Origin of the sequence: Pedobacter sp. Bi126 (assembly GCF_918698245.1) — a bacterium.
Classification (GTDB): Bacteria; Bacteroidota; Bacteroidia; order Sphingobacteriales; family Sphingobacteriaceae; genus Pedobacter.
The window spans coordinates 698,312-722,449 of record NZ_CAKKMS010000001.1; the positions used below are offsets into that span (position 1 = coordinate 698,312).

The window sequence follows — 24,138 nt, forward strand, 5'->3', positions numbered from 1 at the left end:
AAGACAATCTAATCTGTGTATATCATCTTAAATCTGCAGGAAAAACATAAACCTTGCTGCTTTTTGGTTCCCGCTGATTTCGCAGATTAACGCAGAGTAAAATCAATTATAAATTTCTGCGCACATCACCTTAAATCTGCAGGAAAAAACATAAATCTTGCTGCTTTTTGGTTCCCGCTGATTATGCAGATTAACACAGCGGGAAGACAATCTAATCTGCGTATATAATCTTAAATCTGCAGGAAAAAACATAAACCTTGCTGCTTTTTGGTTCCCGCTGATTTCGCAGATTAACGCAGAGGAAAGTCAGTCATAATTTCTGCGCACATCACCTTAAATCTGCGGGAGAAAATATAAACCTTGCTACCATTTGGTTCCTGCTGATTTCGCAGATTAACGCAGAGGAAAGTCAGTCATAATTTCTGCGTATATCATCTTAAATCTGTGGGAAAAAACCAGAACCAATTTCAATCTAGCTATTCACCATTGTTTTTAGATAAGCAGATGGCGAAACGCTATATTTCTCCTTAAAGCAGGTACTGAAATAAGGCAAACTGTTAAAACCGGATAAATAACCCGCTTCTGAAACGGTGCATTTGCCCGAATCAAGCAGTTGTTTACTGCGTTTAAGGCGCATATCGCGTACAAACTCCACCGGACTCAATGAGGTCAAACTCTTTAGCTTTTTATAGAAAGTTGTTCTGCCCATACCAATTGCTGCCGCAACCTCATCAATATTAAAATCAGATTGGATCATCCCTTCTTCCACAATTTTGATCATCTCTTTCAAAAAGGTTTCGTCTTTTGAGGTAATTACAATTTCGTCGGGCTGAAGGGATACAATACGCTGCTCTTGTTTATTGGAGAGTTGCTCGAAGAGTTTTTTCCTCGAACGGATCAAATTATCAATTGCCGCAGAAAGGAAATCAGTATTAAAAGGTTTGGTTAAATAAATATCTGCACCATATTTTAAGCCTTCAATCCGACTTTCGATAGACGATTTAGCGGTGAGTAAAATTACGGGAATGTGGCTGGTAGCAGCATCATTTTTTAACTGATCGAGCATTTGGATCCCATCCATTTTAGGCATCATTACGTCGCTGATAATCAAGTCGGGCAGTATGGCCAAAGCCATTTCAAAACCTTCAGCGCCGTCGCCAGCTGTACTAACGCGATAATGATCTTTAAAACTAAGCTCCAGAAAGTTTCGAAGGTCAGGGTTATCCTCTACAATTAACAATTGCGGATGCTGGCCATTGGTATTTGAATTGATTGGTAACACCTGGTTTCCCGCAGGTACGCTTAAACTTAACGGTTCTTCCAGGCTGCTCTTTTCAGTAAAGTTCACTTCCGAAGCATCGAAATGGGCATATCCGGATTTTAATTGCAGGGTAAAAATCATGCCGCCACTGCTATGCTGTTCGGCCCACAGCTTGCCATGGTGACTTAAAGCCAATCCACGGGCCAGTGCCAAACCAATTCCCGTCCCCTTCAAATTGGTATCTGCGGTAATACTTTCTTCGTGATAGATTTCAAATATTTCCTCCAGTTTATCTGTTGAAATGCCTTTGCCCTCGTCAATAATGTGAATCAGTATGTCGCCGGTTTCTTCTTCTGTTTTAATCTCGATCCAGATTTTTCGATGAGGTGGTGTAAATTTAAATGCGTTGGAGAGCAGATTATAAAGAATAATTTCAATCTTTTCTCCATCTACCCAAGCCAAAACCGGTTGCTGATCGGCAAAAACATCGAATTTAATCTGCTTTTCGTCGGCCATGGCAAAAAAATGATTGGCCACCTCCGTTGATAAAGCCACCAAATCAATTTCAGCAACATTAAGCTGCATCTTTCCGTTCTGCAGTTTTCTAAAATCAAGTAGCTGATTGGTAAACCTGATCATGCGGTTCGCATTTCTGCGGATCACATTTATAAATTCCCTTCCCCTGTCTGATAACTTTTCGTTACGTGATATTTCTTCTAATGGATTTACAATCAGGGTAAGTGGCGTTCTGAGTTCGTGCGAGATATTGGTAAAAAAAGAAAGTTTAACCTCCGTTAATTTCTGTTCTACCAAAACTTTATTGCGCAACCTGATCATGGTTACAATAATCCGCCTTGCTAAAACAGCGATAACAATAGCCAGCAAAAAATAAACCAGATAAGCCGGCCAGCTCAAATAAAAAGGTGGATGGACAATGATTTCTAACGTTTTTTCGGGCAGGGTTAAAAAAAGATCATCATTTGTAGCCTTCACTTTAAAGGTATAGGTACCCGGCGGAATGTTAGTATAGGTTGCCCTTCGCAGGTCGTTTACCTGGTGCCAGGTTTTATCGAAACCTTCGAGTTTATAGGCATAGGTTATTTTGTTGGAAACACGATAATCGAGCACCGTGTAATCAATACTGATTACATTCTGATCGTAGTTGAGCACTAGCGACTTGGTTTCGTTTATGGTAAATTTTAAAGGAGAATCCTTATCTCCGGGATCAATATCCTTATAATACAGTTGAATTTTGGTCAGCGCCATTTTCGCTGAAGTACGCTGATCGGCAATTTTTGAAGGATTGAATTTGATATAACCATCAGTAAGACCAAAATAAAGCTGCCCATTGTTTGCCGTAAAACAGGTAGCCTCAGAAAAACCAACTTTTGGCAATCCGTCGAAAGAATCGTAGTTTTTGAATGTTTTATGCTTTGGGTTAAACCTGGATAAACCGCGTTCGGTTGCAATCCAAATGTTACCTTCTTTATCGCCACTCATGCTGAGCAGCACATCATTCGCCAGGCCATTTTGTGTGGTAAACACCTCAAAGCGCAATACATCAGGATTGTTCGGATCGGCAATTACTTTATTTAATCCACCACCAAAAGTAGCAATCCAGATTCCCCCAGCTTTATCTTTGTAAATATACTGTACGCTATTATTCCCTAAACTTGCATGGTCTCCGCGGATTTTACGGTAAGCTAAAAACCGGTAACCATTGGCAACAGGCTTGTTCGGATCAAAGCGCAGCAAACCATTGCTTGTTCCAATCCAGATCCTGCCACTGTTGTCTTCTAATAAATATCGGATAACCTTCGCCCAGCCAAATGGATAATTATGAAAAGCATTGTAAAAATTCTTAAAACCTTCTTTGCCATCGATATTGCTCAATAAGTTAATGCCACCGCCCAATGTGCCCACCCAAATGCGCCCTCTCGAATCTTCAATAACCGAATATACCAGATCGCTGCTCAAACTGTTTACATCCGTTGGGTTGTTTCTAAAATTCTTAAGTGTATAAAGATTCCGTCTTTGATCGGTTGGTGTGGCTTTAAACAGGCCATCTCCTTTTGTCCCCAACCAAACATTGCCCTTGCTATCTTCTATAATGCTGTAAACGGTACCAATCTGTTTATTTCCGCTTCCAAAAACATCAACTTCTTTTTCATTCTCATAAACCCGAATGCGGCCGTCTTTACTGCAAACCCATAAGCGCCCTTTCTGATCGTGCATCATGGCCCTTACTTCATTTTCTGAGCGGTTTTTGGGGTTGTTGGCCAAGCGGTGGTAATTAAATTTATCAGTAAGAGAAACCACCTTATTAATCCCACCATCGCGTGCACTCATCCAAAGGGTACCCATACGGTCTACATATAAACTCGTAATGATATTGGAAAACTTTTGGTCTGAAGAGCCAGGCTGATCATAAAAATAATCAATCTCATCGCGTTGTGGATTATAGTAGCCAAAACCACCACCTTTCATGCTTACCCACAATATCCCGTTTGCATCGGCAACTACGCTATAATCGCGGCTCGAGAAATTGAAATCTCTTTTTTGGCTGAAATATTTATATTGTTGTGTTTTAGGATCGTACTTTATAATTCCATTTTCCTGTGGCTCAATCCAGATTAATCCTGAATGGTCTTCGTTGAGGGATAGATAATTTTCTTTGCTTCCAGATTGGCTTACTTTAAAACTGATGGGATCAACCGTGAGCATTCCCTTCCCCATGGTGGAGATATAAATCAGACCCGCTTTTGAATAACAAATGGAATTAAATGCAGTTCCCTTACTAATCTGTTTAACCTGAAAAGATTGCGTCCTTAGGTCGTAGATTAATAAATTTCCATCACCAGTACCAAAATAAAGCGATTCTTTGCTCTGCGCAACACAGTTAACCGCAAAAGAAGAAAGCATTTTTTCTATAGGTGCAGAAAACCTGAGCACTTGATAGTTACCATTGTTATTCCGTTGTAGACAGTTCAATCCGCCTTCGGTGCCTACCCAGATCCTTTGCTTTTCATCCCGGTACCTGAATTTCACAGCGTTTCCTTTAATTTGTTTGCCAGGCTTCTGCTCTTTAGCAAACTGTATGATGCCGTGTTGCCCTTTAAAGTTATTTGCAGCATACAAAAGCCCTTGATTTTCAGTTAGCAACCAAACACCATTTTTAGTATCAGGCACCATATGGTCGATAATTACCTGGTCTTTAAAAAATGCTTTAAAAGGGCCATCAGAAACGGGTAAAAATTGTTCGGTACGCTTATCAAATCGATAAATCTTAAAATCGTAGGTTTTTACCCACAGGTAGCCGGATTTATCTTCTACGATTTCTCTTATTTTATTGGTTCGCAGGTTAGAATTATCGCCAGGTCTGCTTTTGTAAACCACAAAATTTGTCCCGTCGAAACGGTTTAGACCATCAAAAGTACCAAACCACATAAAACCATCGCGGTCTTGGGTAATGCAGAGCACGCCATCATGCGAAAGCCCATCTTCGGTAGAATAATGCGCGATATTGCTTTTCAATTGTGAAAAAGCAGAAAAGAAAGGCAAGCAAATCGTTATGATCGGCAATATTATTTTTTTCGATATCCAGCTTTTATAACACATTATTAAAAAACTAACGAACCAGGGTTACAGCCATTAAACCAATAATTACATCATTACAAAGTGCAGATAAGGTAAGCTTAGCCAGTGTTTTGTTAGGATCAAGCTTTAGGCCCAGCGCTGTTGCTGCACCTCCATTTATGTCTTTTCCGTTCCAGCTATCGCCATCTTGTGCGGTTACGATTTTACCCGTTTTGAGGTGTACACGTACAGGCCGTTCTGCACCGGTATCGAAAGCAAAACCATCGGTGAAAAGATCCTGCTCAATTGGCCACCAATTTTCGGGATTACGTAAGGGCAGTTTTTGGGTAGATCCATCGGTATACTGAACCGTAATTTCGCCGTTATCCATTCTGCTTTGCATGGGGTTGGTTGTTCCGGCCAAAAGGAAAAACACACCGCTTGCTTTACCAGAGAGTGGAATTTCTACCTTTCGGGGAAAATTGTCCCACTGAGCGGTGTAAATGATATTCTTTGAAGTGCTATCTGACGGTGTTTTAAAAACCACGCCAGAAGCCAATGAAAATTCACCTTTATTGCCTGCCAGTTTACGTAAGCCCATATCATTAATTTCGGGTTTTAATTTGGGGTGCGTCCAATCGCCAATGCCTTGCCAGGCCAACTGTAAGGTGGTGGTTTGTGGCCGTGGTGACAGGTATTTATGGTTAAAAATCTGACCGACCTGATCGTTAAAATAAGTCGATAAATCCTGTGTTTCAAGCTTTTTACCTGCCCATTCTTTAGCAGTTAAATCTAAAATTTGATCCGGCTTTTTCACTGCCTCCTTCAGTTTGAAACAGACAGGAAACCAATAGGTAAACTGACCATTTGTAACCTGGGCAAAGAAGGTACGGTCGCCTGGTTCGCCCTGAAGATTTGCACTAAGTTTGCCTCCAATTGTGTTTTTATTGTTAAGCACCTGCTGTGGATCGAATACTTTAACAATTTTAGCCTTGCCAAAATCGACTTCCATTTTCGAACCAGCACTATAGGCTACGTTAATTTTGGGTCGATTTAAGGTTTCGCTTCCCCAAATCAATTCAACCAGATAATCTTTTGCAACTGCGCTTTCAATCTCGATTTCGGGTAAGCCAATTGCGTCGGCTACATTTTTCCATTTTACTGCTTTTCCATTGATCTTAATCGATTTTAATTGATCGCTTCTGGCTTTAATGCGCATTTTAAGTCCGAGCCTAATGGCAAATCTCGGCAATAGCTCATAGGTATCCACTAATCCTTTTCGTTTAAAAGAAAAAGAAAGATCAGGAATGTTTAGGGCCGCATGATCCCATTCTTGCGGTAAACCTGGTCTGATGAGCAAGGTTTTATTCAGCGCATCAGGCACCACACCAAAAAGCCCTTCAACGAGTGTTCGGGAGTTAATGCCTACCGGATCACCAAAATCGCGGTACGACTCCCCTAAAATGGCATCATATCGGGAAACCTGGGCGAAATTACCCGGACTTCCACCAATATACATGCTGGCCAATAGTTCACTTTTCCAAAGTTTAAAGGCTTCTTCAGTCCTGCCCGCTTGCCAATTGGCCAGTGCAGTATGGGTAACTTCGGCTAAAACCACATTGTTTAACGACCACTCGTAAGGCATCCAGTTTGTGGTTGATAGGGTATAATAACCTTTATCTTCGAGTCCTTTTGCCCTTACCGGGATGTGTGGGATATTGGTATCAACATACCTTAAACTCTGCCAGGCCTGAAAAGCATCTGGCACCTCCGAATCTATACTATGATAAACCGTCCATAAACCCGCAGCCGGATGCAATTGCTGTAGGCCTAAAGCATCTTTATATTCTGCATACCAGCCTTTTTCTGGCATCCAGAGTTGGGTATTCATGGCTTTTAATATTTTGTCGGCCTCTTTTTGATAAACACTCGGATCTTCATTAAGCAAACGGGCAAGTTTAGCGGCAATTAAATTCGCGCGGTAGTTATAAGCTGAGCTATGTGTTCCGCTTCCGCCACTATATTGCAATGCATCGCTTGCCCAAATGGCTGCATAGGCATCATAAAGACCGTTATCATCTGCATCAAAAACTCTTTTCTCCCAAGCCAGGTGCCGCTTAATTACTGGCCACATTTCTTTCACATAAGTTAAATCGCCAGTCCAGTTAAAATGCCAGAGCAGTTGATCGATGTACACTAGGTTCATATCGTAATGGTGTGGTCTGATCGATTTTCCATCCGGTTCACGACTAATGTAACCATTGCTGAACATTGCAGTCCCCATGGCCTCTTTTGATCGTGAAAGATTAAAAGCAGTATCGGCCAAAACAGGACCACTCTCGGGATTGAGCACCTGCGATTTGGCGTAGGCATCAAAATGTGTTCGTGCCCGATCGTGCCAACCTAGTGGATCGGCAGTATAAGGTCCACGCCAACCGGGCAAGCGCATCCGCCAGCCTATGGCACCGTGCATATAAGATGGCGCTTCCCAAATCCCATCCGAAGCCATGGCCAAAGCACCACCAATGGTATTGAAAAAAAGATCTGGCGTATCAACCTGTACCCGATCGGCCAAAACTTTACGTTTCTTTTCTGATTCTTTAAATTGGGTAGCACTATCCCATGTTTTAGGTGCGTTATCTTTTTCAGGATTTTGGATCAATACATAGAAATCTTTACCATTTTCTACGCTCATTTTTCCGGTAACTACTGGATTTTGTTGTGTTTTAGATTGATCTAAGTTTAATGGGGAGGATAGATCGGCTGCATCAGCAATCCTGATTTCGGCAGGGAAAATTCCGCTTATTTTTTTGATTTTAGCATATTGGAGCTCGAAACTGTTTTTTGTAACCGTAAATAAATTATCCTTGCAATTTTGTTTCTCGAGATAAAAAGAAGATTCGGGATCTACCCCCATATCGCCACTCCGGCTAAACTTTTTATCACTTGCTCCACCGAAAACCCAAAGCAGTTCTATTCCTTTTTTCACATTTTCGAAACGGGCTTTTAACACCGTTCCATCGCTATTGCTCAATGCAAGAAGCGTTAAATGAAGCGTCCCATCTCCCAGCAATGGATCTTTTATCGTGTAAATCATCGATCCTGGACGATACCTGGCGGTAATATCTGTTGCCTTAATCAGCCATTTGCTATTTTTTCCATCAAGTAAGCCAAACTGCAGGTTACCGCCCATAGCTGGCATATACAAAGCAAATTCAGGCAGATCGCCAGCCTCGACCCGAAATGCTGTATTGGTTCCATATAAGGCTCTGGTAAACCTTCTTGTACCGTTATGGATAACAAAGTCTCTTCCCTCCGGACGGTAACGTAAACTTGCATCTTCATTGTGCCAGGTTCCTGATTTTAAGGTTGGCGGATAAAGTTCTTGTCCAAAAAGTGTAGTCACCGATAAACCCAGGCAGTAGCATAAACTGTAAAATCTTTTCATTTTTTCGAAACGGCTAAGGATTTACACTTACTGAATTACTTACTTTCAATGCGCTTTGGTCTGCAGCTGTAATATTCACCCGATCAAAAGTCCAGTTTTGCCCAAAATCGATCGTTCCGGCGGTAGCTGCTTCTATTTTCAGGTTGGAGAGGTTAAAGTTTTTCAATATGGTTTCTGAAAAACCAATGGCATTGATTGCCTTTTTAGCACCGGTAGCGGTAACATTAAACACATTGATGTTTTGTATTTTAGGAATACCCTTGCTCGCTGGGTCTACATGGGTTAAAAGTTTGGTCCAATGTGCGGGGATAGAATCTGGATTATATCCCGCTGGTAAAGTAGAATAACTGTAAGAAGGATTCCAGTTTGGATTTACCTGAATCACATTGCCCACCCCATGCATGGTAATGTTACCGAAATACACATCTTCTACCGTACCTCCCCTTGTTTTGGCCGATTTAACATTAATTGCGTTACCCGTTCCATAGCCTACCAGGTCGGTGGCCCACACATGGCGGATACTGCCTGATGTTTCGCTACCCAAAGTAAGTAAGCCTGCGCCTTTACGCGCCACACAATTGCGGATTACCACGTATTCGGTTGGTCGGTTTACCCTTAGGCCATCCCAATCGCGACCGGCTTTAAGGCAGAAATTATCATCATTACAATCGATATCGCAATTTTCAATCAGCGTCCATAACGAAGAATCAACGTCAATTCCATCAGTACTCGGGCCGCTACCATCTACATTATTTCGAATGGTAATGTGATCTACCGTTACATAAGAAGAGTACAAAATCTGTACGGTCCAAAATCCAGCCTGTTGCACATGAATATCTTTGATCACCACATCCTTTGCCGATTCAACCAGTATCGTTCTTGGACGTTTGGCATCGTAATCTACAATCCACCTTAGCCCTTTCGGGTCATATTCTTTTCTTAAATTCCAGTAATATTCCCAGAATGGTTTGCCCTGGGCATTAATGAGCCCTTTGCCTGAAATTGAAGCTTTATCTTGTTTTAGAATGTTGATTAGCGCCGCTGGCCATTTCATTTCGATGCCGGCCACACGTGTATCAATTTCAGGATAATCTTTAATATTCTGGCTACCCAAAATTTCAACACCTTCATCAATTTTTAGGTTTACGCCTTTTTTAATAAAAATTGATCCCGTAAGGTATTTGCCCGCTTCAAAAGAAACGATGCCCCCACCTTTCGCTGCGCAATCGTCAATGGCCTTTTGAATGGCATTTGTAGCCAAAGTTTTACCATCATTTATCGCTCCGTATTTATTTACAAGGTAATTATTCTGCTTAAAACTGAATTTCCTCGCACCCACCTTGCTTACCCAATCTGGCGTTTTGGGCTGGGCAAAAACGGTAATACTAACGAGCATAAAGGCTACCAGCATAAAAGAATGGATGCTTTTCATAAATTCCGGAATATATTTGGTTATACGTTATAGCAAGCGTTATACAGCTGCTGGTTTATTTCCGGTTAATATATAAAAGGTGGCGCGCCCAACCATCCTGCTGTATCCTGCATAAAGACCTCTAACGATGTTGCTCGTTTGTGTTTCTATTCTTTCTTCTAAACAAGGATGAATAATTTCCGCAGTCGGAGAGGTGTATTGTAAAAAATGAATCTTTATCAGATTACTTTAGAACTAAAAATTTGGCAAGATTCGGAGAAAGTAGTTTTAGACATCTTATAAACAGCGATTTAAAGCATAAAAAAACCGGAAAGAATGTTTCGAAAAACTATCTTTCTGGCTTGGTACCCTAATTCAACTTCACGTCAATACAACTTTTACAAGATTTGAAAATGTTATCGTATATAGAATAAAGTTTAACGCCATTTCCTGAATCCTTTGGAGATATCTTAAAATCGACGTATTTGATAAAAAGTCGGTAATGAACCTAAAAAATCGTGATTAAATTATTGGATCTCCATATCTTATGCGGCTGGTTTGCACACTTGTTTGAACCAGCCACATAGTGGTATATCGAAATGACCAGCCAGAAAACAAACGTCGTCTTGTTTTTTTTAAGTAGCTTTTTTATCTTCGGTTACCAAACAGATCAGTATGCCGCTCTTCATTAACCATGTCACCTTACAGGGTTTCCCCGAACGGGCAAACTTTGTTCATATTATTGTCGGCCAACTCGTTCCTGCGACTAAAATTGACATAATATACACCCCTAAAATAACCTAAAACCATGTCAGACAGAAGACGCTTTATTAAGGGTATGTCCCTTCTCGGGCTGGGAACGCTATTACGCCCTGCCACTATTTTTAGTTTTCCAGTAGCCCTACCACGAAAAAGGGAAAGGGTTGCCGCAGCTACAGTGATTGCTGTTGTCCAATTTGCGATTAGTGCCTCCAAGCTTTTCAAGGGAAACAGTTCAAGTAATGGGCTTCTGGCCCTGCAGATCAAAATGCTGGAGAATATCAGCCGGCAGCTCGATGTGATCAAGGAAAGTATTGATGTAGTATCTGGAAAAGTTGATGAAGTGATCGAGCTAGTTGGTCAGCTTCCTGCTGAGGTATCACAGGAAATCAAGAGCAACAGTATCCAGGGCTACATTGGCCAGTTTCAGAGTTACATGGATTTTTATAAAAGAGTTGAATACAATCCAAAGCGTTTTGTGGAAATAGAGGCCGATATCGATCAGCTTCGGGGAAATATAAACAGGAAAGTTAACCAGCTCATGCTTTATGACAATTACCTCAACCTGCCCCTGATCGCGGCAGCCATGTATATTGAACACAACTGCATGGTCTTTTTAAAACATTCACCCGAAAAAATCAGTTCGGTCATGAAAACCTACCGGGATTTTTTCAATAAAGTACTATATGGTAAGGGGCAGGCTAACCTGACCGACAAAATTGCACAGATCCGAAAAGAGCGCAAGGCTTTCTTAGACCGTGCGGCCGTGCAGTCACTTTACCAGGGCCGGGAATATCACTGGGACTACGGCTGGTGGTATATGAGGACCGGTTTTTACTCCTATTCACTCACTGCTGACCAGCAAACCGATAACGATAAAATAAGTGAACTCGTTGCCCTTGGCCTGATCGAGCCTTCGGAGCGCATACAAACGGTAAAATCAAACATAGTCACCCGTAACGGCGATAAGGGCAACAGGGTCATTTATAACTCAATGACTCCCCAAGGAGCCATGATTGGCCCCCAGCCTGTTTCGGGCATGCCAACTGTTGCAGCACTTACCGCCCAAATCGAAGGGGAACGAACTGCTATCGAAGGTGGGATAAAGCTAAGCACACTCAGGCTTTATTCAGCAGTAAGCTGTAGTTTCTCCGCGAACCGTGCATTGAATTTCTGTAACCAATTTTAGCGTCCAGCACATGAAAAAATATATTTTAGCGGTATTACTCTATTCATCGTCTATAGGAGTATCCTATGCACAGGAAACCCCGGACATTGATTTCGCGGAATCCTCTGGTGCGCTAACCATTGATCTAGATAAAATGCCTGCAAGCCCTGGGAAGGTTTTTTTCGGTGGGTTCTTTGACCTGATCATGGCTGGCAAACAGAAAGACTTGGTTACCAAATATGAAAAGACAATTAAGCCCTTTCTTTCAAGGCTATCCCGGTCAATGAATGCTAATAATGGGCAATTGCTCAAAATTAGGTTGTATCAGGATGAATTTGGCAATGCCTATTTACCCGAATATTTCGTTTTACCCTGCGGTGTAGGTATGGATCCGGTTGATGCTTACTCGGAGTACCTTAATACCCCAGCCCTCTCTGAAGATATTTCAACTACGGCCAGGGATATCAGTTATTATCTATGGGTGTACAAATCGGAATCTGGGCTATCTATCGGCTGGATCCCCAGGGAACTTAACACCAGGCTTTTCCGCTCTGCTAACCTCATGGCAATGGCAAAAGTGAAGGGCGATAACCGGGTTTACCATCCTTTGCAGGCGGCTTTCCCAAACTACCTTTCAAGGGCCAATTACTGGAAGCAGCAAGTGAAAGATTATGAGCAGCAACTCAATGCAGCCCAGCGACTTAATGGATCCAGGCAACTCAGCCAGCGTTTTTCAGATCTCCAGCTTGAACATGCCGGCCTGGTAGAAAAGTATGAGCAGATGCAAAACCGCCTAGCCAATAACAGCTCTTTTCTTTCAACAACCGAACTGATTTTATCGGTTATATCTGATCTCAACAACGTATATCAGCAAACCAGTGTCAGTACAGGTTCAGCTAAAGAGAACATCAGTTATGATCCCGCACTGATCAGGCAACGGAGTGCTATACTGGAGCGCGAAATCAAAAGCTCCAAAAAACAGCTTGATGAGAAATCCAACCATTTGGAGGAGGTCGACCAGTCACTCAAAAAGCTAACTAAAGGACTTTTCTAACAATAAGTAAATTTAAAATGGAATCTTACGATGCTTGCCCATCAATACTTATTTTACGAAATATCAGAACGGCAATATTGAGCAAAAACGCTTGATAATTGGTTCGATCTATCCAGAAAGATGTCGAATTTTTGAAAATGATTGTCGAAACACCCGAATCAACTCTGCAGCGCTTCTTATCTATCAGATTAACAAAGGTCTACGAAACAAAAAAGCCGGATTTAGATCTAAATTAGAACTAAATCCGGCTCGGTACCCAGCGCCGGAGTCGAACCGGCACGGTTTCCCACAGGTGTTTGAGACCAGCGCGTCTACCAATTCCGCCAGCTGGGCATTTGCTTATTCAGCGGGATGCAAATGTATAAATTAAGCACTTAATTCGCAAATTTTATTTGCTTCTTTTTATGTCTGATCTGATTTACCAAAACCTTCATCGTTCAACAGATTACCTAATAACAACTGGTTCAATTGTTTAACTTCTTTTTTACTCATTTTCAGATCCATTGGCAGATAAACTAAATTTTGCAGTATTAGCTCATTTGAGGTTATTGGCGACAAACTGGCGAAACCTATCTTAATTAAACTAGAGGCTTTTGACGTGGCATCGAATCCTTTTTCTCTTAATTTATCGAGTAACAGTGATGGGTTGGCCGCTACTACCGGAATTACCCAGTGTGTATGCCTTAGGTTTGCTGCACCAATAATATTTCGCGAATCAACATTCAATAATAACTGGTTTGCCAGTAGCTTTCTCTTATGAATACGAGATTGATCAAAATTACTCACTCTACGCTGCAACATACACAAATTAGCATAACATGGCCTGTATCTGATTTTCTCCATTACATCTGCACCGGAAAAACCTCTTGTAAAGCCAGTAATAAGCGTATCGAAGTCTTTGCCAAATTGCTTACAAAGCCAATAAGCTATGGTAAATGGCCATCTTGCGACAAGCATGTTAATCAGGACAGCATTAATTATTTTTTTGAAGTATCGATTACCTTTTTGCACCGGCAGCCTATTGTTCAATATTTTTACCGCTGCAAGTAATTGCTCGTTTCTAATATGAAGTATCGCACCGCTTAAGGCTGTATTTGTCTTAATTAGTCCAAAACTGAACAATACCACGTCCGATTTTAAATCCCCTTCATAAATTCCATCATAAGCTTGTGCACAATCTTCTATTACGATCAGATTATGCAATTTGGCAATATTAAGCAATGGTTCGGTATCCATTATGGCGCCAAATAAATGGGTAATGAGCAGCAGCTTTGTTTTGGGCGTAATAGCGGCCGCTATCTGCCCTGCAGATATACCTAATGTATTTTTATCTATAGTTAATGGTACAACTTTTAGATGATAGGCAGCAATGATTGCAAACATATCAGGGATGTTAATATCTGCAACCAGTATTTCGTCACCAGGTTCAAGATTTAGTGCTTCTAATACGAGATGTAAACCTGTACGAACAGAAAGACAGGGCAACTGCCCTTTAGGAAACTGAGGTTGTTCTTTTTTAAAACCGCAAGCACTACCAATACAGTATAATGCTCCCTTAAAAAGTTCGGTAAAACGGATATCTAACCTACCTCTGGCGATCATTTGTTAAGCGCATAATACTAAGGTAAGCAATTTGTGTAATGGCCAATTAGTTTAGCGCTCTTTCATCTTTCAATTTGCGATCGACTACAAAGGGCATAAATGGCAAAAGTGATGCTAAAAAGATCAGAACGGCTTTACCAAACTTCCATTTTTGTTCTTGCCAAGCTAAAACTAAGGTAGCGGCATATAACACAAATAATAATCCGTGTGCCCATCCTGTATATTTTACATACAAAGGAAGATCTGCAAAATATTTTAACGGCATCGCTACAAATAATAAAAGCAAATAGGATATGCCTTCCGCTACGGCTACTTTGCGAAAAATTGAAAGGGAACTATTCATTGATCTGATTGTTTGCTCCGAAAGTAAAACAAAGCTTTTGCCTATCAAAAACTAAAAAATGATTTTACAATCGGGTGTTTTAAAGAGGTTGAAGGCGGAAGGTTTAGGGCTTCCCGTCTTTTAACCGCAGAGGACACAAAGAAAAGGCACAAAGAGCGCAGCGTTGGGCGCTTATTTTTTTACGCTACATCTTCGGACCTCCGACTCCCCGACTTCGGAATCTTCCATCTACTTCGGCAAGCGTTCCCTAATCCGATCTACGTATTTCTGTCGGTAAAAATTATCCTTAATCGAGGGCAGTAGTGCATCAGATGCTGTTGGGTTGCTATCAAAACGGCCTATCAGATCATTCAATTCGTTAGCCAGGTCTTTTTCTATGGCATCAACATCTCGTTTTACCTGCGCTAGCTTTTCGGCATCCGGCTCAAATTCCAGATCCATTAAGGCCTCATTTACATCCATCATTTCCATTAAAAAAGATTGTGGAAGTTGATAACCTTCGTCTGTTTCTACAATCCCTTTTAATTTCAGCACATATTTTAAGCGTTTTTTAGCATTACTCAGTGTCTGGTAAGCCTTGTTGTTCAAAGTTGACAGATCGAGTACTTCTTGCTGCTTCTCTTCGCTTTCATTGGCATAAAAATCAGGATGAAACTGCTTGCTAAATGCATAAAATTTTGTTTTAACTGCATTTTGATCTGGATTAAACTGGATCGGTAACCCGTAAAAATCGAAATAATTACTATCTGTTGTTGCTGCGCTCATGGTGCATATTAAATTAAAAAGCCGCAGATGTTCAGATTGATTCGTCAAATCTGCGCATCTGCGGCAATTATATAAATTTGGTTTTACTTACCGAAGGATTTTAGAATATCATTACCAAAAGCAAACACCATTAAACAGATCAAGATTACAAAGCCCACAATTTGCGCCTTCTCCAGCACTTTTTCGCTTACAGGCTTACGTTGCACCATCTCGATTAAAAGAAACACTACATGGCCTCCATCTAAGCCCGGAATAGGCAATAAATTCATAAATGCCAATGCCATCGAAATTAATCCTGTTAAAGTCCAGAATTTAACCCAGTCGAAAGTACTGCCATACACCTTTGCAATCCCAATCGGGCTGCTGATGTTACGTGCACTTAACTTTCCGGTAATCATTTTCCCAATGCCTTTTGCATTATCTACAAAAGTGCTCCATGCCATGCTTGCACCAACTGGTAACGACTCTATAAAGCCAAAATCTACATGTGCAGTTTCAGGCATTTTTAAATTAGGGATAATTCCAATCGTTCCATCTTTGCTTACTTTAAGATCGAACTTTACTTCTTTGCCATTGCGTAGCGCATTAATGGTAATTGGTTTTAATTTGTTTTTAGAAACCTCTTCTTTAAACTGATCGAAGAAAGTAATCTGTTTTCCATTAACCGATAAAATACTATCGCCCGGTTTAATCCCTGCAGCATAAGCTGGATATACGGGTTTCTCGAACTTCCTGCCAAACAGCTTATCAAAAAAAGATGGTTTATCTGCTTTTTCATCAGGCGCACTTACCTTGTCTACACTTTCCATTGTATATCTGGGCGAGATAAAATTCTCTTTATCGTTTTTCGATATTTTATTTAAAATAATATCCGGAACAGAAATGTAAAGTGTTTTATTCTCCCTTAAAATGGTCAACTGGGCTCCATCAAACAATACTTTGCTCGATATAGCATCTTCAAAACGGATTAACTTGTTGCCGTTGATGGCCAAAATCTTATCTCCGTTTTTTAAACCGATTTCTTTCCCAATTGCGCCTACAGAAATACCATCGTTCAGTTTGCTGTTAATAGTATAATTTTGCCCGACGTTAAAGGTTAACATCCAGAAGATAAAAATACCTACAATTACGTTTACGATAATACCACCCAGCATTACGATTAAACGTTGCCAGGCAGGTTTAGAACGGAATTCCCATGGCTGAGCAGGTTGAGCCATCTGCTCGGTATCCATGCTCTCATCAATCATTCCGGCAATTTTTACATAACCGCCAAGTGGCAACCATCCCACTCCATATTCAACATCACCTCTTTTAAAACTAAAAAGCTTGAAACCCCAGGCATCAAAAAATAAATAAAACTTTTCTACTTTAATACCAAATGCCCTGGCTGCCAAGAAATGCCCTAATTCGTGTAATATTACCAATAAAGACAATCCGAGCAGCAGCTGCCCCGCCATAATCAATCCATTCATATTCTCTTATAAAATTTTATGTTAGATGTTAAACTATACTTTTTGTTACTAATTCGCCGGCTAAGATACGGCTATGTTTGTCAGTTTCTAAATAATCGCTCAATTGTGGTTTTTCAACAAAACTGATTTCTTCCATACACTGTTCAATAACCTCGCTCATCTGCAGAAAACCGATTTTATCATTCAAAAATGCTTCAACAACAATTTCATTCGCAGCATTTAAAATACAAGGCATATTCCCGCCTTTTCGTAAAGAAGTAAATGCCAGGTCTAAATTCCTGAATGTTCCCATGTCGGCTTTTTGAAAGCTAAAGTTTGGATAATCTAGGAAGTTAAAACGTTTAAAATTGTTTTTTAGCCTGTCGGGATAATTTAAAGCATACTGAATAGGCAGTTTCATGTCCGGAACACCCATTTGTGCTTTCATAGATCCATCGGTAAACTGAACAATGGAATGAATGATAGATTGAGGGTGAACAATTACATCAATCTGATCTACATCAAGATTAAACAACCATTTTGCCTCAATTACCTCCAGGCCTTTATTCATTAGGGATGCAGAATCGATCGTGATTTTTGCGCCCATCACCCAGTTGGGATGTTTTAAAGCCTGTTCTTTCTTTACTGTAGATAAAAAATCTTTTGTTTTGCCTAAGAATGGTCCGCCGGAAGCTGTTAAATAAATTTTTTCGATTTCATTTTGCTCCTCGCCTACCAAGCATTGAAATATTGCTGAATGCTCTGAATCGACCGGTAAAATTTTAACCTGGTGTTCCGTTGCCAGTTGTGTAATCAGTTCGCCGGCTACCACCAAGGTTTCTTTGTTGGCCAAAGCAATATTTTTTCCAGCCTTAATCGCAGCAATAGTAGGCTTTAATCCCACGGAGCCCATTAATGCCGTTAATACCACATCGCTATCATCATAGGCCGCAACTTCTGACAATGCGGCTTCACCTGCCAAAACTTTAATATTTAGTGTAGACAAAGCAGTTTTAACTTCGCCGTACTTGCTTTCATCACAGATTACAACAATGGCTGGCTTAAATTCCTTCGCCTGTTGAATAAGTAATGCTGAATTCTTTAAGGCCGATAATACAACAACTTTAAATGTATCGGGATGATCCCTTACCACTTCTAGTGCTTGTGTACCTATACTTCCTGTAGAACCTAATATGGTTATTCGTTTCAAATCGTTTTTAATATCGTAACGCTTAAGGTTAAATTAAGCATTTTATCTAATTATTTATTTGTCCACCCATTTGTCACCCTTACAGCATCTGTTGAGTTGATCGTCATCTCGACTGGAGTGAAGCGAAATGGAGAGATCTATCTATACAGATTTCTCGACTGCGTTGCACTTCGCTCCAATGCCGTGGTTCGTGTCTCCACGAACTACTTTTCCTCATTTCGTTTCGTGAGGACACGAACCGAGGAAGATTAGTTAAACAATATACCGCTCCAACCCATCCGCCAATTTCCGATCATTACTCAAGCGTGGCACTTTATTCTGTCCGCCTAACTTCCCTTCACTTTTCATGTAGTTAACAAAAGCATCTTTTTGCAAAGTACGTATAATCAATGGCTGAAGGATGTTTCCTTCAATCAGGTCAAAGTAATAAATATTTTTCTTTTGCAAAGCCTCATCAACCTTTTTGCTAAAAGCTGTCATATCTTTTGGTGCAGACGAAAATTCTACAAACCACTCGTGATAAGGCAATTGACCGGCTTCTGGATTAACCTGGGGGGCAACTGTAAATTCTGTAATTTCTACCTGTTCTTCATTGGCCACACTCAAAATTGCCTGTTCTACTTCTTCTCCTATTACATGTTCCCCAAAAGCAGAAATGAAATGTTTAATCCGTCCGGTTACCACTATTTTGTAAGGATTTTTCGAAACAAACTTCACCGTATCGCCTATGCTGTAACCCCATAAACCTGCATTGGTATTTAAAATTAACGCATAGTTGGTATCTAATTCAACCTCACTAAGCGATAACCGTGTTGGATTATCGTTGTAATATTCATCAGCTGGAACAAATTCGTAAAAAATCCCCGCATCGGCCAGTAACAATAGTCCTTTATCTTTTTGTGAATCCTGGTAAGCAATAAAGCCCTCCGAAGCCGGATAAGTTTCTATAGCATCAATTTTCTTCCCGATGCTTTGTTCAATTTTTGCCCGATAAGGCTCAAAATTTACACCGCCATAAATAAACAGGCTAGAATTCTTGAATATTTCGGCTATTTTCTTCCCTCCTGATTTCTCTGAAAGTTTATCGAAATACATCTGTACCCAAGGTGGGATACCAGAAATCAAGGTCATATTTTCATTAATGGTTTCCTCAACAATGGCATCAATTTTTTGCTCCCAATCTTCGATAATATTGGTTTCGTAAGAAGGCAATCGGTTCTTTTGCAGGTAAGCAGGCACATGGTGTGCCACAATGCCCGATAAACGCCCAACATTGATTCCATGTTTTACACTCAAAACCGGGCTCCCTTGCAAAAAAATCATCTTTCCGTTTACAAAATCAGCCTTACCTGTTTCATTAATATAAGTTAAAATGGCATTACGGGCAGCTTTGACGTGCTCAGGCATCGATTCTCTCGATAGTGGAATATATTTTACACCTGAAGTAGTACCTGATGTTTTGGCGAAATAAAGTGGTTTACCTTTCCAAAGTACATCGGCTTCGCCTGCCACTACACGATCTACATAGGGTTTTAGTCCTTCGTAATCTTGAAGGGGAATATGTTTTTTAAAATCAGCATAGGTTTTAATCTCAGCGAAATGATGATCTTTTCCAAATGCAGTATTTTTAGCCTCATGAATCAGCTTTTTCAGGATATTATGCTGAGCATTTACGGCATTATGCTTCCATTTGTTAATCTGCCAAACTGCAAATGCCGCAAAGGGTTTACTTAATGCTGCTTTTAATCCCATACTAAACTGAATTTTGAATGATTGAGTGATTGAATATAAATCCTACCCTAAACGATATTATGCAAAATATCTGGATGCTCATCGCCTTTATATTCGCTCGAAATTTTGCGGTATGCAACAGTTAGTGCTACACTCGAAAGTGGAACAATGATAAATGAACTTAAAATATTTACAATAAAAGCCACCAATGGCCATTGCAGGTAGTTTAACAACAGATAAATTAAATATCCTCCACCTAAAACCACCAATAACAATAAAATCTTCGTGAAATTTCCTTTAGTGGTAGCCAAACTCAATTTAATCGAATCAAATGGTGTCGCGCCTTTATCAATAATAAAAAACGGGAAAAATGAAATTCTTAACCAGGTGATAAAAATGGCAATAATGCCTACTGAAATGGCCACATTTTTAACAATTGCCACATTAATCCCGGTATAAATAAAAGGAAAGGCAACCAGGATTACCACCAGATAAACACCAAGGATACAACCCACAAAATAAAGGGTAGCTACCAGGAACCGGATAATTTGTTGCCTGGTTGGAAGCGTATCTACAATTTTCACATCGTTTTCTTCATCGTCCATTAAATGGAAGATATATTTAAACAGCGAAAGATTGATGGTAAAATAAAGCAGCACAAAAATAATCACCATGATTACACTCAAGGCCTTGCTTACATCCTTAATAAAAAAGGCCATTAAGCTCGAAGCGCTTGCAGTAATAAACATCAGAAAACATAGTGTAGCAATCGAGAAATAGTGTTTCTTGGTGATGCTCCACGCCTTTTGAATTACATCATTAACGGCGAACGTACTTTCTTTTAGGTAATTTATCATTGTTGTTTGAATACCACTCGTTTAAATAAATCCTGTATAAATCCTAAACCATAAGCGGTTAATTGGATAAATGAAGAGATAATGCTCAAAAATGCAACTTTTAACGATTTATTTACAGACCATGAATGAAAAAATATCAACATAAAGTAAATCAATAAGAAGAAGTTACACACATATGCCAATGGAGGATATATAAAGTTACACAAAACGGTGAAACCAAAACCCAATGTAAACAGTGCTGGAAAAAAATGTACCAATTTTAATTCTTTTGGAAAATGTTTGTAAATATTGATCCTCGCCCTGCCAAAAAAGTGTAACTGTTTGTAAAACTGACTAAAACTTGTCCGGCGTTTATGGTAAACCTTTGCATCTGGGATTAACCCAATTTTAAAACCGTTTTCGTGAATACGGATACTATATTCGATATCTTCGCCCAATCGGGTTAAGATAAAACCACCTACCTTCTCCCAGGCCTGACGGGAAACACCCATATTAAAACTGCGGGGGTGAAATTGGCCTACGTGCTGTTTGTTTCCGCGGATTCCACCAGTGGTGAAAGGCGATGTCATGGCATAACTAATTGCTTTTTGCACAGGCGTAAAGCTATCATGTGCGGCATCCGGACCGCCATAGGCATCTAAATGATGCTCATACAAATAATTTTTAACCGTTTCGAGGTAATTTGCAGGAATTAAACAATCTGAATCGAAAATAACAAAGTAATCACCCGTTGCCCTTTCGAAACCAAAATTACGGGCAAAGCCCTGTCCGGCATTTTCTTTAAAGTAATATTTAATGTCCAGTTTATCCGCATAAGAAGCTACAATTGCTTTTGCATCGTTTTTCGAACCATCTTCTATAACCAAAACCTCAAACTGCAAATAAGTCTGTTTAGTTAGGGTGTTTAAAAGTTCGTCAATTTCTTGAGGACGATTGTAAAGTGGAATGATGATGGAGAAAAACATGTCTTGAAGCTGAAAGCTGAAAGACTAAAGACCAAAGCGCTTTGTGCTTTAAGCTTTAGTCTTTCAGCTTATTTAAGTTCTTTTTCGATTAAATATTGGTTTCTTTCTGGTGCGTTACGCGATAAGAGTTCTGCAATAAAACCTGCCAGGAACATCTGCGAACCAACAACAATGGCAACCAGTGATAAATAAAACAATGGTTGATCGGTTACATCGCGGTAAGCTAAGCCCTGCCATATCAAATATTTCTTTTCGAATAATATGTAAAGCGCCATAATTATACCGATAAAGAAGCTTAAAACACCTAATGAACCAAAAAAGTGCATGGGGCGTTTGCCGAATTTACCAACAAAAAATATAGAAAGTAAATCTAAAAAGCCATTTATAAACCTACTAAAGCCGAATTTTGTTGTGCCATATTTGCGGGCACGGTGTTCTACCACCTGCTCGGATATTTTACTAAATCCGGCCCATTTGGCAATTACCGGGATATAACGGTGCATTTCGCCGTAAACTTCGATGGTTTTGATCACATCGCTACGGTAAGCTTTTAAGCCACAGTTAAAATCGTTCAGCTCTATACCGCTCATTTTGCGGGTAGCCGCGTTGAATAATTTAGTTGGAATAGTTTTCGTAATCGGATCGTAACGTTTCTTTTTCCAGCCTGAAATGATATCAAGCTTTTCTTCTTTTATGCGGCGGTATAATTCAGGGATTTCATCCGGACTATCCTGCAGATCGGCATCCATGGTAATGACCACATCGCCCTGAGTAGCTTCGAAACCAACATTTAAGGCTGCAGATTTACCGTAGTTCCTTCTAAACTTAATGCCTTTAATGGCAGGGTTTTGAAATCTTAATTCTTCAATCACCTCCCATGATCTATCGGTACTACCATCATCAACCAAAATAATTTCATAACTGAAATTATTGTCGATCATCACTTTATCAATCCATGCCGTTAATTCTGGCAAAGATTCATCTTCATTAAATAAGGGTACTACAACTGATATATCCATTTTTGAGTATTATCGTCATTGCGAGAAGGAACGACGAAGCAATCTATTATAAGATTGCCACACCCCTGCGCATTTCCCACGCTTCGTTCGCAATGACGCATTATTAAAAACGTGCAAATTTCATCAAATTAAATGATAAAACCTGCACGTTCAAAATTTTATAAAAGAAATTAACCTTCCTTTGGAAACGAATCGAATGTAACTGGTTGTTTTTTCTTTAAGATAGCTGAGAGGATTAAAGAAAGTACCCCATACAGTGCAAGTGAAACTCCAAAGCTTGTAAAGATGTTTTTAAAAGTAGGTTCAAGCTTCTCTTGCATATTTCCACCTTTAGCTATCGCCTCATCAATTTGCTCGCTAGCCATTCCGAATTTTTCCATCATAGCTCTCTGTGCCTCTTCGATAGCAGCAGCAGCTCTTTGTGGAAGATCTGGATCGATAAATTTCATTAGTATCACATTATAAAGCGTTGCAGTTAAGGCTAAAATAAGGGAGATGATTAAATAAGCTTTAAAGGCCTCTCCAAATGTCCAAAACCCGCCTATTTCTTTACGGATGTTTATTCCCACCACTACTAACAGTACGATGAATAAAACAAATATACCTATCTGGGCCGCAAAACTGGTGTAAATTAATACAGGGTCTATGAAATGCAAGGTTAACGATACGATTATCGAAACCGCAGCGAGCATTAATCCATTTTTAATAGCTAATTTGGAAATAAGAGCACTCTTGTCCATAATTTTAAGTTTTAGTTTAATTATTAATTGTTGTAATTAATATATAAGTAGCAGAATCGAACGATTTGTTACTGCTATACTGAATTATTTCTTTAGTTGTTTCTGCACTTCCCTCAACATCGAGGAAAAAAGTCATAAATGGAACAAACAATTCTTGCATTTCTTCACTGATATTTAAATTTGCAGCTGTTTTACAAATCTCTTCTACACTGGTTTCTGCTAATTGTTGGTTACTGATCAGCTCTTCGTAAATCTCAAATTCATCCTGAAACTCATCGTCTTCTACCAATAAAAATTCTTTAAGGAAATCGCCCAATTCAGGATCTAAATCTTCATCCTTACACTCTTTAATGTAAAGCAGAAGGTTTAACAATTCTGTTCCTCTATCTATGGTTTCTTCTTCGATATTCGCCCATTCATCACTTTCTAAATAGTCGTCTTCCAGTTTCTGTACGTCACTGCTAAAGAAATTCACCATTAATAAATCGAAAAATACTTCGCGTAATTCTTCAAATTTCGGGTGAGAATCGAAAACGGCATCGAAAGCAGTCGCTTTATCTAAAAAGTTAACATCAAGCTCAAAAGCAGCTAATAATTCTGTTTCAAAACCGTCTACATTGGTAGCTGAAACCTCAGCATACTTGTTAATGGCTGCACTTAGTGCTTTTTTTACTCTATTATCCATGATTAAGATTTTTAGGATTTTAGGATGATAAGATTGTATGACCTGAACAACAAAATTGTAATTTCTTGCTTTAGTCTTTAAGTTCTTATAGCC

General features: G+C 39.8%; 16 protein-coding genes and 1 tRNA gene. 2 read left to right on the plus strand and 15 right to left on the minus strand.

The window, feature by feature from the left end:
• Nucleotides 1–472: 472 nt before the first annotated feature.
• The 3 genes from LQ201_RS02535 to LQ201_RS02545 form a co-directional block, all read right to left on the minus strand.
• The gene (locus LQ201_RS02535; RefSeq protein ID WP_230143727.1) at nucleotides 473–4,795 is read right to left on the minus strand and encodes a hybrid sensor histidine kinase/response regulator transcription factor; all 4,323 of its coding nucleotides are present in this window, start codon (nucleotides 4,793–4,795) and stop codon (nucleotides 473–475) included.
• A gap of 94 nt (nucleotides 4,796–4,889) precedes the next feature.
• On the minus strand, nucleotides 4,890–8,285 hold the full coding sequence (locus tag LQ201_RS02540) for a DUF4450 domain-containing protein (RefSeq protein WP_230143725.1): 3,396 nt from the start codon (nucleotides 8,283–8,285) through the stop codon (nucleotides 4,890–4,892).
• A gap of 13 nt (nucleotides 8,286–8,298) precedes the next feature.
• Nucleotides 8,299–9,717, minus strand: a complete 1,419-nt coding sequence (locus LQ201_RS02545; protein WP_230143723.1) for a glycoside hydrolase family 28 protein — start codon at nucleotides 9,715–9,717, stop codon at nucleotides 8,299–8,301.
• Nucleotides 9,718–10,504: 787 nt separating this feature from the next.
• Between LQ201_RS02545 and LQ201_RS02550 the strand changes: the two genes are divergently transcribed.
• Nucleotides 10,505–11,644 (plus strand): hypothetical protein, encoded by a 1,140-nt coding sequence (locus LQ201_RS02550; RefSeq protein ID WP_230143721.1) that lies wholly within the window; start codon nucleotides 10,505–10,507, stop codon nucleotides 11,642–11,644.
• A gap of 10 nt (nucleotides 11,645–11,654) precedes the next feature.
• The gene (locus LQ201_RS02555) at nucleotides 11,655–12,677 is read left to right on the plus strand and encodes a hypothetical protein (protein ID WP_230143719.1); all 1,023 of its coding nucleotides are present in this window, start codon (nucleotides 11,655–11,657) and stop codon (nucleotides 12,675–12,677) included.
• Nucleotides 12,678–12,930: 253 nt separating this feature from the next.
• Here LQ201_RS02555 and LQ201_RS02560 read toward each other — a convergent pair.
• The 12 genes from LQ201_RS02560 to LQ201_RS02615 form a co-directional block, all read right to left on the minus strand.
• Nucleotides 12,931–13,010 (minus strand) — tRNA-Leu (locus LQ201_RS02560).
• 69 nt (nucleotides 13,011–13,079) lie between these two features.
• Nucleotides 13,080–14,279, minus strand: a complete 1,200-nt coding sequence (locus LQ201_RS02565; RefSeq protein WP_230143717.1) for an aminotransferase class V-fold PLP-dependent enzyme — start codon at nucleotides 14,277–14,279, stop codon at nucleotides 13,080–13,082.
• Between the two features lie 46 nt (nucleotides 14,280–14,325).
• Nucleotides 14,326–14,622 carry a DUF3817 domain-containing protein gene (locus tag LQ201_RS02570; RefSeq protein ID WP_116249862.1) on the minus strand — a complete coding sequence of 99 codons (297 nt, stop codon included), beginning with the start codon at nucleotides 14,620–14,622 and terminating at the stop codon, nucleotides 14,326–14,328.
• A gap of 228 nt (nucleotides 14,623–14,850) precedes the next feature.
• Nucleotides 14,851–15,387, minus strand: coding sequence for a Fe-S protein assembly co-chaperone HscB (hscB, locus tag LQ201_RS02575; RefSeq protein WP_230143716.1), 537 nt, complete (start codon nucleotides 15,385–15,387; stop codon nucleotides 14,851–14,853).
• Between the two features lie 83 nt (nucleotides 15,388–15,470).
• Complete coding sequence (gene rseP / locus LQ201_RS02580) at nucleotides 15,471–16,859, minus strand: RIP metalloprotease RseP (protein ID WP_230143714.1); 1,389 nt, start codon at nucleotides 16,857–16,859, stop codon at nucleotides 15,471–15,473.
• Between the two features lie 28 nt (nucleotides 16,860–16,887).
• Nucleotides 16,888–18,048: a 1-deoxy-D-xylulose-5-phosphate reductoisomerase gene (locus LQ201_RS02585; protein ID WP_230143712.1), complete on the minus strand. Its 1,161-nt coding sequence runs from the start codon at nucleotides 18,046–18,048 to the stop codon at nucleotides 16,888–16,890.
• A gap of 252 nt (nucleotides 18,049–18,300) precedes the next feature.
• The gene (locus LQ201_RS02590; protein WP_230143711.1) at nucleotides 18,301–19,800 is read right to left on the minus strand and encodes a GH3 auxin-responsive promoter family protein; all 1,500 of its coding nucleotides are present in this window, start codon (nucleotides 19,798–19,800) and stop codon (nucleotides 18,301–18,303) included.
• A 47-nt stretch (nucleotides 19,801–19,847) separates the two neighbouring features.
• On the minus strand, nucleotides 19,848–20,636 hold the full coding sequence (locus LQ201_RS02595) for a hypothetical protein (protein WP_215125730.1): 789 nt from the start codon (nucleotides 20,634–20,636) through the stop codon (nucleotides 19,848–19,850).
• Nucleotides 20,633–21,601, minus strand: coding sequence for a glycosyltransferase family 2 protein (locus LQ201_RS02600; RefSeq protein ID WP_230143709.1), 969 nt, complete (start codon nucleotides 21,599–21,601; stop codon nucleotides 20,633–20,635). Before LQ201_RS02600 ends, LQ201_RS02595 begins: the two co-directional genes overlap by 4 nt.
• A gap of 68 nt (nucleotides 21,602–21,669) precedes the next feature.
• On the minus strand, nucleotides 21,670–22,620 hold the full coding sequence (locus LQ201_RS02605) for a glycosyltransferase family 2 protein (protein ID WP_230143708.1): 951 nt from the start codon (nucleotides 22,618–22,620) through the stop codon (nucleotides 21,670–21,672).
• A gap of 170 nt (nucleotides 22,621–22,790) precedes the next feature.
• On the minus strand, nucleotides 22,791–23,360 hold the full coding sequence (locus LQ201_RS02610) for a DUF4199 domain-containing protein (protein ID WP_230143707.1): 570 nt from the start codon (nucleotides 23,358–23,360) through the stop codon (nucleotides 22,791–22,793).
• A 16-nt stretch (nucleotides 23,361–23,376) separates the two neighbouring features.
• Nucleotides 23,377–24,045: a hypothetical protein gene (locus tag LQ201_RS02615; RefSeq protein WP_230143705.1), complete on the minus strand. Its 669-nt coding sequence runs from the start codon at nucleotides 24,043–24,045 to the stop codon at nucleotides 23,377–23,379.
• Nucleotides 24,046–24,138: the final 93 nt, after the last annotated feature.